Origin of the sequence: Martinezella rhizogenes (genome assembly GCF_027460065.1) — a bacterium.
GTDB classification, from domain to species: Bacteria; Pseudomonadota; Alphaproteobacteria; order Rhizobiales; family Rhizobiaceae; genus Agrobacterium; species Agrobacterium rhizogenes_C.
Window position 1 is genome coordinate 194149 of sequence record NZ_JAPYZZ010000006.1, and the last position, 16319, is coordinate 210467.

Genomic DNA, 16319 nt, shown 5'->3' on the forward strand with positions numbered 1-16319 from the left:
TTCGAAGATGAGGTGAGCACAAGCACGATCTATGCTTTCTTACCGTGCATCTTTAAGGGCGAAAGCCCTTGCAAGTGCAAGAGACGGTGACACGCCAACCCGAGCTATGCAAACCCAAAGCAAACCGACATTTGACACAACAATAGACGCTACGTACGCTGCCAAAATCGACGATGCTGTGTCCGAAAATAATATCGGAAAAAAAATTATTACGATCTGAACCGCAATAGAAGCTATCAACACAATGATTGCTTCGCTCTGCTTTTTGGTCATTATTGTTACGTAACCAACTGTGCCGCATAGGACACTGACAAATTGAGCGAGTATAGTGAAGTCGATGGCGGCGGAGACTTGTTCGTGCTGAAAGCCAGAAGAAGAAATGTAGTAAGGCTTTAAAAGCCAAAGCAGCATCGCGATTGAGACGAAGACAAGAATTGCAAACAAGTTCGCTTTGGAAAGCATTCTTTGAAGCGAAGAAAGATCTCCACTTTTGTAAAGCGCAGCAATTTTTGGAACTACGACAACATTCACTGCGAGTAAGCCAAGCGTTGAGAATGAAGCATAGGAAGAAGCGAATGCGAGCAGGCCCGCTTCCTCCTGGTGGCCTAGGTAGCCAGATACAATAATCGCTGCTTGAGTATTGAACTGAAATAACAGCGCGTAAATCATAAGCGGCGCGGAAGCCATAAACCACCTAGTTATCGATGGAGCAGCCATTTTATCATCAGCGGATCGAGGCAGTTTACGAAGTAGAAGTATTGTGAAAACTAGGAATACAACCGCTACAACTGCGCTCGATATCAAGTAAATATCACCGCAATTGAATTTATGGTCTTCTTGATAGAGAAACCCACGAACGAACAGCACAATGGTCGCAACGACTGGCAGAAGTATACTTTTAGGAATCTCTGAAACAATTGCGAATCCCATTATCTTCGTCAACGACTTCATTAAGTCCAGAAAGCAGTTTGAAACGGCAATGAGCGCAACCAAGGTGTAAGTCTGAATTATAGTTTGCCCAAAGGCAATGTACGCGAATGCTGCGCATGCGCAGGCAGCCAATAAGACTGCTTTTGTGCCAACGATGAGATAATTAAGTAGTAGCGACCGGCTTGGGTTCGGGGAGCTTTGGATAACTTCCCTGATAAATGCGTTGCCACCACCAAACAAAAAGATCATTGCAAGAATTTCAGATTGCGCCAGAATCCAAACCAGTTGCCCAAATTCGTTGGAACTGAGCCCCCTGGCTGCAAAAAAAATGAAAAATTGCTTCGCGAATAAGCCGCTGACGACCACCATGAGGCTAATCGAATATTGCACTGTTTCATTAGCATTTGATTTTTTCACAGGCTCATCCAAGCTGAATCAGTTTCGTGATGACAAGCATCCATAGCAAACCCAGCACCGTGCATGACGGAAGCATGCTCTTGGACAGATATTTATTTCCGCAATGGCAATTATTTGTCACAACCGTCTGCCGTCAATCCCATATTTTTTCTTCTTTCGGGACATCGCATCCGAGCGCACGAGTTTTGCATCCCTGCTTATTACTGCTGCCAAAAAGGCTGCATGTCGTCACAGGGAGCCTGGTGCGTCTACGTCCCAGTACGAGGAATGGAACGTCATGACTTATCGCGGGCCTGATACACTCTGGCATGAACATTTACGTGACGAGCGTCTGGCCGTCCGTGACCGTAAGCCGATTCAAGCTTTGAACGATTACCGCGAACATCTGCACCGAATGTGCGGTCGTGACATTCCGAACTTTGATCCCTTCGACGGCGGTGTCTGTGCTAGACTTCTAATCCTTCTTGAGACCCCAGGACCCAGCATTGTCGGATGTGAACGGCGATTCGTTTCAATCGACAATCCGACTGGAACAGCCAAGAATCTTCGGGATGCGTTGCTCACCGCCGGCATATCGCGACGGGACATCATTGCTTGGAATGCCGTCCCGTGGATCAGATCGACGAGGAAACTCATTGGCAAGGCGGAACGGGATGACGGAGTCAAAGCCCTGACAGCACTTCTGCCGATTCTCTGCGGAGTCAAAGTGGCCATACTCGCAGGCGCAGTCGCTCATGCGGCCAAACAGGTTATAGAGCAGGCTGGAATTCAGACGATTCTCGCTCCTCATCCCAGCCCAGTCCGCATCAACACCTCTCCCACAGTTCGTGAATCGTTCCATTCTGCTTTCGTTGCAGCGGGAAAGGTCCTCGAAAACGATAATAATTCGGAGCGGCGCATGCGATGATATTCGTTATTGAATTGATTCCCAAAGGAAAAAGCAAGCAACGTTACCCGCTATTTCAATGAAGTATCCTTGCCGCGCGATTGGACGATCCAGCCCTGCCGGCGCATCCGCCGATTTCAGAGGAGCGGTGGTCGATAGCACGTTGCGTCGCTCGCGGGCACCGGCCGCCAGGATCACTACACACGCTTCTGTGACCCTAGTGCGGGTTTCGGCAAAGATTCCTGACGGGATTTCCGATAATTTCTGGACACGACTAAGATATCAAATTCAACACGTATGTCGACAGGCACCACATGCAAGCGGGACAGCCGAGTGAAACAGCAACTCGCGTCCCCGTTCATCGCGCCGCCCATCAAATTACGAAAACGGGGAAGTCTTTGCCGACCCTTATGCCGAGGTCGTCTTGGGTCCGGATGCAGCGGCGTTGATTGCCGCGGCAGTTGCCGATCAATCGATGCGCCCAATGCGGCTGATGTTTGCGGCCGGCAGCCATTTAGCAGAAGATKGCATACGAGATGCGGTAGCGTGCGGCGTCCGCCAGATTGTCGTTCTCGGATCGGGTCTGCATACATTTTCGCTGCGCAATCCATATTGAAGCAATGGCGTTCACGTATTTGAGATCGATTATCCTTCCACCCAGCAATGGAAACAGGACCAGTTGTATCAAGCTGATTTGCAGCCACCAGCAGCTGCCCGCTGCGCACCACTCCAGTTTTAATGCGACGCCCTTCGTTCCGCATTGGCCACCGCGGGGTTTGATGCCCGACGCCCCGTTTTCTTTCAATGGCTCGGGATCGTCATGTACCTCAGGAAGGAACCTGTGTTCGAGGTCTCGCGTTTCATGGCGGGGCTGCCCGACGCCGAAGTCGTGTTCAACTACACGGAGCCTTTGGAAAACTACCCGCCGAATACACAGGTGTTGATGCGGAACGTTGCTACAAGAGCGGCCGAGGCAGGGGAAGAGTGGCCTGACGTTCTTCAATCCGGCGGAAATATCAAAGGAGCTTTCGGAATTGGGTTCCACGACCAGAAAGACCTCGGTCTAGCTGATATCCAAGCTTTGTATGCTTTTGAAAATGACCGCGCCCAATCGCGAGATGCGTGAGAGAGCAAATCTTGTTCTCGCCACTTTATCTGATCCATTGTTACAAATGTCATTTATTATTTGAGGTTCCTTGTTGCATCCCAATCTCTTAGCTCTATTTTATTGGGAAAGTGCTTTAGCCTCAGAAAAGCGTTTCTCTGATTGCGGAAGCGAGTGTGGTCGGAAGCAGTGAGATTGATGAATTTCAATCACGAAAGGAACTTCATTGACCAGAACAGGCGGCACGGCCGACCTGTTCGACGATGTTCGATCCCCAAAAAAATAAGGCTCATATCTACGCTAACCCAAATGCCTGCCAGATCGACAGTATGCGTTCTCGGCACGCGGTGGATGAGCGCTGGTGGATCAGACCAAAGCCATGGGCAACATACACAGTAAGCCGCGGTCGACCACAGTAAAACGCATCGCCAATCTTCAAGATTGTATATCGATATTTATACCGCCGCGCCATTGGCGGTAGCCGCTGCGGCTCAAATGCAAATAGGAACCACCGGAACATCGTCACACCATTCGGAGATGAGCATATTCTTTGATGCACCGCACAGCACCAATGAAGTGCGACACCAACGTCACCATGCGCACGCAATCTTTGCCACCAACCCCGGAATAGCATGATCTCGAGCGCGTCGAGCCGAGGCGTCATCGCGGATGGTTTGCGCACCAAGACAACTGTCCACAGATAAGCCTCAAGTCGAGCAAAAAGGAGCTTTCATGTCTCTCAGATATCCCTCCAAAACTATCCGCCTTACAATGGACGCGCAATTGGCGCGCGTAAGCGACCACTTGAACGCAGGCGCCGCTGATGCAACCAACCGCAGCACCATTCCCCCACAGGTGGAATACATACCGGCCAGATCCACAAGGAATTTCGAGGAAAAATTCAGCGCGATCAGCAGGTTAAATCCAGAATTGACGATTGAATGAGCAACGGCGTTCTCGATCTACAGAGATCTTCCCGCCAGCAGTCATCAAATCTATATGAAAGGAAATACAGTGGAGAACGGCGAAGACGTAAAAATGACCGAAGCCAACAAAGGTATCAAACGCGAGCGATCCCCGGAGCCTGTGGCAGAACAAAAGCCCGAAAATTCGATCAAGGGCGTAGAATCGCAAGAGTTGGATCAAATTACGAAAAAGCTTGCGGCCCTGAAGGGGCTGGCAACCGCCGAAACGTCAACCGCGACAATGCGCCTAGAGGTAGCTATCCCACGGAGCGGCAATAAAAAACAAGTCGAATACTATCCGTGGGACTATGCGAAGGAAAAATTCGGTGGGGATATCAATCTGAACCGATACACCAAAGTTCTGACTGACGAAACTGGCCGAACCCAGTCTCTTCCTCGAGCCTACGACAGTATCCCGGTTACTCCTGGCATTTCCTTTGAAAATCAGTTGAAAGAGCGGGAACAGACATGGGCAACGTGGAGGAGCAACATCGATGGACTACCATCGAAACCCTCAAACGGAAAAAGCAGTTGGCGAAAGCTCAAGCGGGACGACCCGGCAGCGTGGCGTGACACGCCGGCCGGACCGCGGCGATCCGCATATCAATGGAACAACCCTGAAAAAGCGGGCGAACAATTGCCCGAATACATTATAAAAGTCGAAAGCAGCAATGAAAGGGGATACCGCAGAATAGGTATATGGCGGGACGATCCCCTAGCCGCCGGTCAACAGACCTATGATCTAGCCGAAAAGTTTCATGCTGAGAATGTCCAGATCAAAAATGAGTACAACGACTTCGACACAATCGCGAATTTGAACAAGCGAGGTGAACACGAGGCCGAGCGGCTCTCTCAGCGTTTGGTAGGCAATGAGATTCGCTACAACCCAGACCTACCTTCCTTGGTTGTACAACACGGCGACCATCTCGTTTCCATCGATGACATTCGCCACGAAGAACTCCAACAGGCGATGCCTGTATTGAAAAAAATTGAAGAGCAGCTCTATGAGCACCCTGAAAAGCTCCGCATCGGGATATCGAACCGGGAAGGTGATTCCTTCCATAATCCCAAGCTACTAAAGGAACTGGACAAAGAACTTTTTTCGCAAATTTGCAAGGACTATGATCTGCCTGAAGAGAAGCTTGCCCGAAACAGCAAGTTTCTAGAGCATGGCTCCACCTGGATACAGGTTGAACAAGGTGTGTTCCGAGACGGCGCCGCGGTAAAAGAGGAACTTTCAGCACGAGGGCAAAAGATAGTAGAGACGTATGACAATACGCAAATTTTTACCCACCAAACAGTAGACGGCAAAATTAAGAGTAGCGCCAAAATGTTGTATGCCACTCTCAGAGACGAGGGCCCTGTTTCGCGCGAAGTCGCCGAAATCGTTGGCATCGAGGCGAGAGAGGGGAAACAACAGTCCCGCAGACAGGAAGCAAAGCTAAACGCTGGGAAAGCATTGGACAATCTCGATGGATATAATAGCTCCGACGATGAGGCACCAAAGATCAAAAGCGAGTTGAGCCCCCGGCAAGCTATGGTGCTAGACCGGCAGGAGCGACAGGAAACCAGTCACGGAATAGGCTAAGAGATGGGCCGGATCTTCCGGCCCATCTGGAATGCAAAGCGCATCTCTCATCGAAATTGCGTTGCCGGCCTTGTGCCATTTATTGATAGCGCTTCGGATCGGGCGGCTGATCGACGACCGCCTCCGCTGTTCTGTCGGCGGCACGATTACACGCCCTGCTTTGATCGTCCAGTCTGGCTGTAGGCCGGCAAAGTATTTCGATTGGGGGGTTCGGCAAAGTCCAGACAACATGATTTCCGGTATTCTCTGCGTATTCCAATGAAGCCAGCCATCGATTCCGATTTCATTCCGGCCGGCGTTCCGATTTAAAGCCGGCCATTTCTTGAGCTAATCCTGAGTCTGTTTGATGTTTGGATCGGGTTTTGTTTCAGGTCAAGCATACGGTGTTGCGGGCAGCGCCGGGGCGCGCTGTTTTCGCATGCTTTCGCCGGCGAAATCGATGCGATAGGCATTCTGAACGAGGCGGTCCAATATGGCATCGGCGAGCGTAGGGTTTGCAATAATTTCCCACCAGCAATCCAGTGTTAGCGGTCGCCTAAAACTGCGGCTATTCGCTGCCGAGAAATCGGAATAAGGCAGCGTGCTTTCGGAGGGCTGTCAGATCATTTGTTTGGCAGGCGCTGGTTTTGGAGCTCGGCTGGATCTGGACGCTGTATTGGTGCCAGACGCTGTCGCGGATTTCGGTCAGCAGTTCGAAGACGGCCAGGGCTGTTCCGGTGTCCAGGTTGTCGGGATCTCGACGGACAAGGAGATCGGCAACCCAGGTTTCGCGGGGGCTTTCGTCATGGCCTTTGCGCCCTTCTCTGTTCGGTGCGCAGTTCCGACCGTTCGGTGGCCTCTTTGAGCCGGTAGGATTGGCCCTCGATGGCAATGACTTCGGCATTGTGGACGAGACGATCGACCATCGACACGACGCAGGCGGCGTTGGGAAAGACCTCGTGCCAGTCGGCAAAATTGCGATTGGTGGTGACGATGGTGCTCTTTGCCTCGTAGCGTCGGCTGATGAGTTCGAAGAGCAGATCGGCATGACGGTTGGTGTAGGAGAGATATCCGACCTCATCGATGACGAGGAGGGCTGGAGCGGTGTAATGGGCCAGGCGCCGGCGGAGCGCGGAAGCGCTGTCGATGGCAGCCAGTTCGCCCAGCAGTTGGCCGGCGCTGGTAAACAGGGCGGTGTGGCCGTTGAGGACGGCATTGGCAGCGTCACGGATGAAGTCGAGACGCATGCGCGCGAGTGACGCTGCCGGCATTAAATCAGTGCCGGTCATCGTTGAGCTCCTCGACGACCAGACCGGCCGCCTGCATCGGCAGGCAAGCCAATGTTGATATCGCCTTCTTGCGATCCTTGTCGCTTAGTCCGTCTAGCGTCCGAGTTTTGAATATCAGGTCGAGCTGCCGATTCGACGCCGACACCAGCGTGTTGCTGGATCTCATCATCTTTCCTCCTGAGTGATTCTATGCTCACCTCGGAAGAGTGCCGCCTTCGCACCGCCTGAGACCAGTCTGTTCAGTTCGATCAGCGCCGCAAGATCGACGCGTGGCGTTCCCATGATCATGCCGCTGCACACCACAGGATCAATCATCCACCCCGAAATAGCGATCACGGCATCTGGCGGCCTCAGAACTTCATAAATCGACCTCTCGCTCGTTCCTCGACGCGGCAAATGGAAGCCCTCTGGCCGAAATGCGGATGCTAGCGATAATAGACCTCGACTTCATCGCCGACATGAGCAGAATAAACCGTGCATTGGAGTCGGTGACGCAATTGGCTCTTCGCAGGCGACGAAACAGGGGCGGAGACCTTTGCGCGCGCAATGACGGTCATCGAAACGGACAAAATGAACGATCATAATCCTCAGGCTTACTTGGCAAATGTGCTCGATCGCATCCACGATCGCAAGATCAATCGGCTAGACGAACTACTTCCATGGAACTGGTCGCCGATCGCCGCAATCTCCGCCGAGGCAGCCTGATGGCGACAGTCACCTACGTTCGTACGATCAAATTTGTTGCCGAAATCCTCGAAGAGGACCCGGAACTTCTCCAGGCAATCGTCTCCAACGATGATAATCTGAGCTACGGCAGCATCATCACCGTCTATACAGGGGACGACGAATCCGTGACCGCGCTCACCGACGACGGCATGGACGAACTGGAGCAGATGCTCAAACATGCCCGCCGCTCACCCATCGAATGGAGCGACTTCCTCGACAGCTTTGTCGACGACGAGCTGCTTGTTGCTCGCATCAAAGCAAAATCTCCGCGATAGCAATCAACCGGTTACTATGTAATCAGCGTCGTGACCGGATAGGGATCCTGTTCTCCGGCCAATTCGGCTTCGTGCCGGTTCCGGAGGCAGCTTGCCAGGGTAGTACCGCTGGAGCGAACTCTAAATTGTGTAAAATTGGGGGATAAGATCATCATCGATCAAGCTAGCGAGAGGCTGATCTCGAGCCGCTTCGGTCTCTATCATTCGGTCTAGGAGAGTAACTTCCATCGACAACGCTGGAATGTGCGATGGATGCGAGTGTAGGCTCGTTCTGTTCCCTGGCAGCCAATGAGATGGGGATTGGCCTGGAAACGATACCCGCGCGCCTGATTGGCTTGGTAGGCTGAGCACCTTCCTTTTGGATCGAGCGAAGCGGGACGAACTCTTCCGACGAAGTATCCAATCTTTTGTTTCCCGTAGTGCTTGTGCCCTCTACAGATGTGTGGGCCGGTGATTTAGACGGCACCTCAGACACAGCACTTTCCAAGGACCGCTGTTTTGGCATTGAGAGATGCTCGAGACCGCCCTCATGATCCCGCCCATTGCCTCCTTCATTTGCGGATCGCTCTGGTATCGTCTCCGAGACTAGCGCGCTCCCCAGAGAGCGAGACAGCTCTCGATCTGGACTTGATAATTGATTTTTCGACGATGGTGATATTAGCGGAAGTTGATCATCCGGTTTGCCGAACAACGATTCCAGGTCTGTCATTGGTTGGAACGCTGCACTGCGTAACGCTGATTCTGTTGGTTTTGGGGATTGACTGAGGACCGGAATCGTCAGTGAAGGCTGCTGTAGAGGTGAGGGAGACCGCGTGCTGTCACCGCCATTGGTCCGCGCGGAAGGTATATTCACATGTTCCCGCAGAGAAGACTCTGGGGTTACCAAGCGTTCCTGCCAAACCTGTTTGTGCATGGCGGATTCTTCCGCACGCAATCTTTGAGCATCGAGCTCGCGTTCGCTTAACAGCATCCGCTTCCTGAGAACCGTCACTCCAAGTATCTTCTTCGAGACCTTTTTGACAACCGCATGCTGATATGACGTTTCACTCTTATAGATTTTCCCAAACGTATGTTTAGTGCTTTTCAATTGTCCCGAAACATCATCGTAGACCGCCGATCGCTTGTTTAGGAGCCTTCGATGCGCCGAGATATCCCGACCCAACTCGTTGCCCTCCTTGTCCAAGAGCGATCTGTATGATTTGCTGAAAGCGCCACCCAGTCTTTGAATCTTGGTTTCAGAGGTCGCGAGGTTTGCCGCCTTCGTCGATTGCTTTGAAGAGACAAAGCCTGGACTTTTGCTATCGATAAGAGTCAGCTTGCCCTTGTCGTCTCGCTCAAACGTCTCTCGCCGCGAACCTTTCCGACGAATCAATTTGCGATAAGCCTTCCCGTCGGACCCCTTTTGATAGGGACCGGTCATTTCCTCTGAGACCGGCTGAAACAAGCCGCCGCCGAGCCTCCGGTGGTCGACATACCGGGTGCGTATGAGCGAACCAGCGTCATCCCTTTCCCATTTTTCCTCAAAACGCCCGTCTCGATGTTTGACGTGCTTGGCGAGGAGCGTCCCATTCTCGGCAAACTGGAGGCGGCTCACGCTTCTCCAGGTTTTCGCTTCGTGGAGACTTAGGTAGAATGAACTCTCTTTCCCTGTGCCGAGATTGAGGACTTTTTTTGTAGTCATTCCCAAGAAGCTGCTCTCGCGGGTTAGCTCTCTAGCACTGTCAACGCGCAGCCTCTTATTTCCGAGAAGTCGGTAGCTGATTTCACCTCGAAAGTCGGTGTCCAACTTATCGACGATCTGAACATCGGTCGCGTATTTTTTCCGTTTCTTCAAAGTGTTAGACTGAGTCCGCTTCGTCCTCGCCTCATCTTCAGCACGAATTCCTTCATGACGCTGATCAAATTCACGTTTGGCGGAGCGACGTATGTCGGACTTATTGGACCTCACGGCGTTTTTCTTTTTGGTGCTGGCCATTACGGAACCTTTCATCAGCGTATGTTGACGCGATAGGCTTCTTCAGTGAAGCGTGTCTGCTGTAGACGATGCTCGCAAGCTTTTCTTATTTATGCTCACCATGACATACGCTTTCCTGCGTATGCATTATTGATGTTTGTCGAGAATAGTTTCGGTCGCTAAATCAGACGTTTTTTCGGGGAACGATTCGAATATTTAGACGAGAATCTATCGGCCCAGGTGGGTATTTACCCGGTCTCTGGTCGAACCGATTAGATTGGCGCGGGCGTCGTCGTACGCCTTGTTGATCGAACGTGCGATTGGTTTCGCCCTTTCCATTTGCTCGGAGGGACTGGGCGTTCCGAGAGTTAGGCCCGTCCGGAGTTTTTGTTCTATCTCCGCCAAATCGCCAGCTAGATGATCGCCACCTCGTTCGCGCGGACTCTCTGAAGTCGATGCCAAGCTCGAAGAATGCTGCACATGCTCCCGTTCCTCGGCGTAGAGTCTCCCAAGTTCCGGTCTCTTCGCAATTGCATCGAAGATTTGTGCTTTTTGTTCAATTTCCAGCTGATTATGCACCTCTGCAAGTGTATGGGCTGCATTGTAACGAAAATCATAGTTGATCGGTCCATCTCCCTTGAAATACTCAATCGCTCTGTTGATAAGCCGCGTTTGGTCGGCCTTCCCAAGATCGTGCAACCAGGGCGCTATCGACACAAGCGCGTCGCCCTGCTGGCTCCCATCCGACGCGTTGAGAATATGATTGACGATCTCGGTCTTCCTGGTGGGCGACTGAAACTTCAATACTGGGCCAATTGCCCTGATCCGCTGGCTCGCCAGCGCAAACTCGCCGGTAGGATCTGGTTCTGGAAAGTCCGGATATTCGGCAAAGCCATCCCTCGGTACTGCCGAATCATACAATTCTTTGCTTGAAGTACCCAGTCGCTTCACCCTTTGCTGAAACGCTCCCACTTCGCTGGCATCGACCGATGATCGAACCGCGTGGCTCGCAAGTTTAAAGTTTGTGAGATTGCTTACGGTTTCAACTGGATCGTCGGTCGGTAGATGTTTGGCAACTTCGACCAACAGATCATTCGGTAGGGAAATGGCGCTTTCGGTCTTCTCACCACGAGGGACCAAAGGCTGGCGTTCCTGTGCTATCTGGCCGTCTTCGAGCATAATTCACACTCCAAATGCGGATCAAGAATATGCGAAGCCTAGCATCTGAGCGTAAGGCATTGAACGAATATCGAGTTTCAATTGCAATTCAGGGCAAGCGCTCGACCATTCCATGTTTTCTAAGGCGGATAGGAAGGGCCTTCGAAAGATCGATCACAACAAAACAACCGGAACATGCTATGAGCATGATCGCCCGCAGTTTGGCAATGTAGATGCTGTCGAGCGTTTCTCCCACGAATATTTCCAGGACGGGGCCAGCAGCCGATGGATCAAACATTGAATACCACTATCATCAAGAAATCGATGTGAAGTTCGCCAGAAATTATTGCCTCTGCGGCTTTGTCAGCGATTGAACGCGTCATCTCGGCCTCGGTCGCGCGGATCGTATACCCGTCTTTCCTCGGGCTGGCCAGCACTATCGGCAGCTTCTGCAGTCGACGATTGAGTTTTCAAAGGTGAGGCGCCTATCAAACCGGCGGTCCGGTCTAACGCAGAAACAAGGGCCTTTTTTTTCTGCCTTGGGCGAAGTGGTTTGGTGTCTAGATCCTTCTTGGCGTTGTACAGGGCCAAAAATTCTCGATAAACTTGACTCTCACGCTCGATGGTTGGCCATCTTCCGGTTAATGCGGTCTCGCGGGCAAGCACTGCTTCCGTTTGTCCACGAGGTCCAAGTTGCAGCAATTGGGGCTCTTGTTCTTTGCTCGGTGGTGAGAGGATCGGATCTCGACTCACTGTATAGTTGTAACTAGTCGTCGCAACATGAATTGGCGGGGTAACTCCATCAGGTGATTCACTTTGCAGACCAGCTTTGGCGAGTTGGTGCGCATAGCCTAGCTGGTTCAACTGGTACCCATTTGAAGCGGTCGCACCTTCCGCGGACGCAACGGGGTCTGTCAAAGTTGCCCTTTGATCCGAGCGATAGCTTGCATCATCTGGCCATCCGCGCCCGACCAGTCCAGTGCGTCCCCTTCCAGTACCAACATGTTGCCGATGGAGCTCCTTACACTCGAGGTAGGCGGGCATTGGCCTTTCGAGACGCCGGCCCTCTTTTGTCGCCCGCAAGGTATCGTGGACAACCTTGAATCCGAAAATATGCTCCGACTCGTACTTCCCGGTCTCTGTCGCGAGCCGCGCCCGCTCATTTCTCCGACTTCCATAGGTGCCGATATTGTCGTTTCTCGAGCGAACGGCTTTTTCTGACGGAGGGGGCGGCGGCGCCAATCCGCTTCCATCGGAAAACAATCCACCCGCACTGGAATTCACGTCATGGGTAGTCGCCTTGGCGTCTCGGCGACTTTTCGTGCCCAGCCGCTTAACTTTGCCCGCGCCATCGAAACGATCACTGTCGGCGATACTCTCGGTTTGGTCTGCATCTGGTCCATTGGCCCCGAAATATAGAACCCGCCTTGCTTCCAATTGTAAGCATGCCGGGGATAGCACGTGATTTGTTTCTTGTGCTACCTCACGTGCAAGGTCGGGCCGACCTGATTCCGATTGATTGGCCAAAGCGGGGTTGGACTTATTGATCGTCTGGGTCGCGGGCCCAAACGCCTCGCCCTCATCAAACGGATCATGTTCACCGGGAATCCAGACCGATGGGTCAAGCTCTGTCAGACGTGCGTTCACCACCAGGTTTTGCCATCGCGGTTGGGCTAGGCCCCTCCACCTTCCGTAAGCCTGACGTTCCGCATCTCCAAGCGGCTTTCCCTCGTATAAAAAGACTGATGAGGAAGTCTTTTCACTTGCCGAACTCGAAACCGAGGAGCTCGAGATGGTGGCTTGGCGCGCGGCTAGAATGAGATCTTCCCACGACGGTGGTTCGGGCTCGGTCCAGTTCTCGTACACAGCACGCTCGGTTGCCCCGAGCCTCATCCCCTCATAAATAAAGAATCCAGAAGAACTATTCGGCTGATCGGTCGAGCCCTCCAGGACGCCCTGCGCTGCGTTGGACCGAAACTCTATGACTTCTTCAAGGTGATTGTGCTCATCTGCGATCCAACCGGGATGGCCGAGTTCTGCCAAGCGGGCATTGACAACGAGCTCTTCCCACGTCGGCTGAGCTTCCTCTTGCCATTGTTCGTAAGCGCGCTTTTCCCCCTCACCCAGCGGCATCCCATCATATTCGAAGATCGTGGAAGGAGCCTGTCCCAAATCAAAGAGCCAGGCAGAATCATCGATTGCATCACGGCGCGCCTTGAGTACCAGGTCTTTCCACGACGGTGGCTCCAGCTCGCCCCAGCTATCATATGCGGCGCGCTCGGCTTCTCCGAGCTTCATCTCGTCATAGTAAAAGGATGCAGAAGAATTCTCGTTCTCGTCGATTGAGTAGCTACGCTTTCGTTTCAACGAACCGGAGCGAGAGTCCCCGCCTAGCGATTCATGCTGATCGGCAATCCAACGAGGATGGCCAAGCTCTGCCATGCGAGCATTGACAACGAGCTCTTCCCACGTCGGCTGAGCTTCCTCTTGCCATTGTTCGTAAGCACGCTTTTCCCCCTCGCCCAGCGGCATCCCGTCATATTCGAAGATCGTGGAAGCAGCCTGTCCCAAATCAAAGAGCCAGGCAGAATCGTCGATTGCATCGCAGCGCGCCTTGAGAATTAGGTCTTTCCAAGTGGGACGATCCGATCCATTCCAGTTCTTAAATGCTTCATGCTCTGCAGCTCCAAGTCTCACATCGTCATACTCAAATGACGGAGATAAATATTCGCTGTGTTCGGATAGGTCCTCAAAAGAGGCATCGCCCCGGCGACTCCGGGGTTCGATAGGGTAGAGGACAGGAGTAGCTCCGGCGGGAACCTCGGGGAGCGATGCAGTCGAACCGTTAAGGTTGACGTTTGGGTTTCCTGACAGTTTCATGGCGATATCTGCTCAATCAGCAACCTCAGAGTCTACTGCCACATCCTATTGAACCGCAACATTTGCGCCGCCAGCGAATGATTCCAATCTGAAAGCAGCTTCAGGTCATCTCACCGGCTGTGCGGGTTCATGCCTATACCGTTGCTGAAGTGCTATAATCTGTTCCAGAAGTTGCTGTTGCGAAATCAGAGCTAGAGCCAATTCGGGAGTCACACTGGTATCTGGTGGCATGCCACCTGGATCGACGTCTTTCTCCACTGCAGCGATTTCAATCGAGTGTTGGGGAGTGTCAATTCCAATTGCAACACCGTTTTGGTCGCCGTTCATATTGCTGCTTTGCGGTGCTACGGCTTCCTCATTGTTCACCATTGAAACCATGTCGTCTACGCTTTGCTCTGCCATGATAACGGCCTGTCGACTGAGGTCTCTGACTTCCTGGTGGATTTCTTCCGAGAGCATCAAGGATACTGGCTCAGGAAGGGAACCGATTTGGCGTTCGAAAAGGCGCCTCAGCATACGATCGGTATAATATTGCACCTTTCGCAGTTTGAGAGGCGGTTGCCCCTTAATAAGGACGATTTCACTCTTGTCGTCGAGCAGGCGCACTTGTTCGGGGCGCAAAAGAGGGGCGCCCTGATCAGAAATCTGGATGTTATGGTCGAACATGCGGGCTTGACTGTAAGAAGTGGAACGCGCTTGGAACGTATATTCGCCGATAGCCTTTGAGATGTAGGTCGGCGTTTCGTCATCAGCGGTGGCCATGAATACTTGCACGCCAGTATTACTGAGAAAGTTTTGTTTACCCGCCTCATCGTAGGTGCCCGTCAAGGCCGAGAGGCTCTGAATAATAAACATGAAACGGCCTTTGTAGCCAGCAATGGTTGTAATTGCGGTCTCGATCGCTTCGAGCTTGCCCAAGTGCTTAAATTCATCGAGCAGAAACAATACTTCATGCCGCTCATCTTTGCCCGGCAGTGACCGCTGCAGAATTGACACAACCTGCTGAAACAGGAGCCGCATCAATGGCGCCACAACCTCGAGGTCATTGGGACTGACACAAAGATAGACGCAGGTCCTCTTCCGACGCAGATCGTAAACAGAAAAATCTGATCGGCTTGTCGCTGCTTTGACAAGTGGATCAGCCCATAGATTCAGTCCGCCGTCGCCGAGCACCGACGTGTAGGACGTCAGAATTTTCGTGTCGTTGCCGGCCATATTATCGAAGATGCGCTGAGCCTCTTTGTTTTGGCTTTCTTCCGCAAGGTGCGCAAAAAGTTTGTACTTCTCTCCAGGCTGAGCAAATAGGTCGTAGACCGCGCCAATCGTTGGCGTGCCACGTTCAATACAAGTAAGGATACCCGCAACGAAAAGGTCGCGCGCGCCGTCAATGAAGCCTTCCGCTCCCTTGCCCTTGGCCGTGATAAGGTTCGCAGCTAGGCGGCGCGTCTCGGTGAACTGCCGCTCGGGCGGTAGAGCGGCAATATCCAGGACCGGATTATAACAATGAGTCCGTCTCTCTGGATCCAAGGGGGAGAACTTGAAAACGGCGTCGCCGCTCGCTTTGCGTGCTCTGGACGTCAGTTCAAAAAGCTCTCCTTTGACATCAAGGGCTATCACCGAGCCCTTAAAGGTTAAGAGCGTCGGGATGACAACGCCAACGCCTTTACCCGCACGCGTTGGCGCAACGACAAGACTATGAGGTTGTTCGCCATTAGTCAGATAGCTGCCGAACCAAAGGGGGCCACACGTCTTGCCAAAGATCGGCCCCTTGATGCGATTGTAGCGCTGCAGGTAACCAGCATGCCGCATTTCGCCAAATTCCGCCCATCGAGCTGTACCGTGATGCTCACGATTGCGTAGCGATATGAGTAGCTGACTCAATAGCACAGCCACTGACGTCAAGATGATAATTGATAAACCACGATAAAATACTGCGGTCGCATAACCCAAATAAAGTGGCGTCTCGTACCAAAACGCGAAAACGCTAAACGTCATCATCGCTTCGCCATTGAAGCCATTGCGGAATGTCACATAGCAACTTGCCGCACAAAAACCGGCTGCCAGCGAGCATACGATGCTGAGGGCCAGGCGCTGGGGCGTAGTCTTGCTCGAATTCATCACTTCACCGGAATTCTTAGATCGATAGCAAATCGTGCTTTGGGTCTGC

10 protein-coding genes and 3 pseudogenes are annotated in these 16319 nt (G+C 52.5%); 5 read left to right on the forward strand and 8 right to left on the reverse strand.

From position 1 onward, the window contains the following. Positions 1–39 precede the first annotated feature (39 nt). On the reverse strand, positions 40–1347 hold the full coding sequence (locus O8B93_RS11895) for a polysaccharide biosynthesis protein (RefSeq protein ID WP_269710226.1): 1308 nt from the start codon (positions 1345–1347) through the stop codon (positions 40–42). 277 nt (positions 1348–1624) lie between these two features. Here O8B93_RS11895 and O8B93_RS11900 point away from each other — a divergent pair, with 277 nt between their 5' ends. From O8B93_RS11900 to O8B93_RS11910, 3 genes and pseudogenes are all read left to right on the forward strand, one after another. Continuing rightward, positions 1625–2254: a uracil-DNA glycosylase gene (locus O8B93_RS11900; RefSeq protein ID WP_269710227.1), complete on the forward strand. Its 630-nt coding sequence runs from the start codon at positions 1625–1627 to the stop codon at positions 2252–2254. A gap of 376 nt (positions 2255–2630) precedes the next feature. Continuing rightward, a pseudogene (locus O8B93_RS11905) lies at positions 2631–3359 on the forward strand (class I SAM-dependent methyltransferase); the annotation flags it as partial. Between the two features lie 993 nt (positions 3360–4352). Then, the gene (locus tag O8B93_RS11910; protein WP_269710228.1) at positions 4353–5891 is read left to right on the forward strand and encodes a hypothetical protein; all 1539 of its coding nucleotides are present in this window, start codon (positions 4353–4355) and stop codon (positions 5889–5891) included. A gap of 372 nt (positions 5892–6263) precedes the next feature. On the opposite strand, the pseudogene O8B93_RS11915 reads toward O8B93_RS11910, so the two are convergent. The 3 genes and pseudogenes from O8B93_RS11915 to O8B93_RS11925 form a co-directional block, all read right to left on the reverse strand. Beyond that, positions 6264–6410, reverse strand: a pseudogene (locus O8B93_RS11915) (ATP-binding protein); the annotation flags it as partial. 263 nt (positions 6411–6673) lie between these two features. Then, entirely contained in the window at positions 6674–7159 is a 486-nt protein-coding gene (locus O8B93_RS11920; RefSeq protein ID WP_269710230.1) for an ATP-binding protein, read from the reverse strand. Then, a complete protein-coding gene (locus tag O8B93_RS11925; protein ID WP_269710231.1) occupies positions 7146–7325 on the reverse strand; it encodes a hypothetical protein in 180 nt (59 codons plus the stop codon). The genes O8B93_RS11920 and O8B93_RS11925 overlap by 14 nt, the downstream gene beginning before the upstream one ends. A 326-nt stretch (positions 7326–7651) precedes the next feature. On the opposite strand from O8B93_RS11925, the pseudogene O8B93_RS11930 reads away from it, so the two are divergent. Both O8B93_RS11930 and O8B93_RS11935 read left to right on the forward strand, forming a co-directional pair. Continuing rightward, positions 7652–7864: pseudogene (locus tag O8B93_RS11930) on the forward strand (transposase domain-containing protein); the annotation flags it as partial. Further along, positions 7864–8160: a hypothetical protein gene (locus O8B93_RS11935; protein ID WP_269710307.1), complete on the forward strand. Its 297-nt coding sequence runs from the start codon at positions 7864–7866 to the stop codon at positions 8158–8160. The pseudogene O8B93_RS11930 and the gene O8B93_RS11935, both read left to right, overlap by 1 nt. A 163-nt stretch (positions 8161–8323) precedes the next feature. Here the strand turns inward: O8B93_RS11935 and O8B93_RS11940 are convergent, their stop codons facing one another. The 4 genes from O8B93_RS11940 to virD4 all read right to left on the reverse strand — a co-directional run bounded on the left by O8B93_RS11940 (position 8324) and on the right by virD4 (position 16270). Then, the gene (locus tag O8B93_RS11940; RefSeq protein WP_269710232.1) at positions 8324–10135 is read right to left on the reverse strand and encodes a virA/G regulated protein; all 1812 of its coding nucleotides are present in this window, start codon (positions 10133–10135) and stop codon (positions 8324–8326) included. Between the two features lie 207 nt (positions 10136–10342). Beyond that, the gene (locus O8B93_RS11945) at positions 10343–11293 is read right to left on the reverse strand and encodes a hypothetical protein (protein WP_269710233.1); all 951 of its coding nucleotides are present in this window, start codon (positions 11291–11293) and stop codon (positions 10343–10345) included. Positions 11294–11635: 342 nt separating this feature from the next. Further along, positions 11636–14152 (reverse strand): virA/G regulated protein, encoded by a 2517-nt coding sequence (locus tag O8B93_RS11950; RefSeq protein WP_269710234.1) that lies wholly within the window; start codon positions 14150–14152, stop codon positions 11636–11638. A 105-nt stretch (positions 14153–14257) separates the two neighbouring features. After that, complete coding sequence (gene virD4 / locus O8B93_RS11955) at positions 14258–16270, reverse strand: type IV secretion system ATPase VirD4 (RefSeq protein ID WP_269710235.1); 2013 nt, start codon at positions 16268–16270, stop codon at positions 14258–14260. Positions 16271–16319 lie beyond the last annotated feature (49 nt).

Coding starts and splice junctions, on each gene's coding strand:
- O8B93_RS11900 (WP_269710227.1), top strand. CDS start 1,625: ATGACTTATCGCGGGCCTGATACACTCTGGCATGAACATTTACGTGAC.
- O8B93_RS11920 (WP_269710230.1), bottom strand. CDS start 7,159: ATGACCGGCACTGATTTAATGCCGGCAGCGTCACTCGCGCGCATGCGT.
- O8B93_RS11925 (WP_269710231.1), bottom strand. CDS start 7,325: ATGAGATCCAGCAACACGCTGGTGTCGGCGTCGAATCGGCAGCTCGAC.
- O8B93_RS11935 (WP_269710307.1), top strand. CDS start 7,864: ATGGCGACAGTCACCTACGTTCGTACGATCAAATTTGTTGCCGAAATC.
- O8B93_RS11940 (WP_269710232.1), bottom strand. CDS start 10,135: ATGGCCAGCACCAAAAAGAAAAACGCCGTGAGGTCCAATAAGTCCGAC.
- O8B93_RS11945 (WP_269710233.1), bottom strand. CDS start 11,293: ATGCTCGAAGACGGCCAGATAGCACAGGAACGCCAGCCTTTGGTCCCT.
- O8B93_RS11950 (WP_269710234.1), bottom strand. CDS start 14,152: ATGAAACTGTCAGGAAACCCAAACGTCAACCTTAACGGTTCGACTGCA.
- virD4 (WP_269710235.1), bottom strand. CDS start 16,270: ATGAATTCGAGCAAGACTACGCCCCAGCGCCTGGCCCTCAGCATCGTA.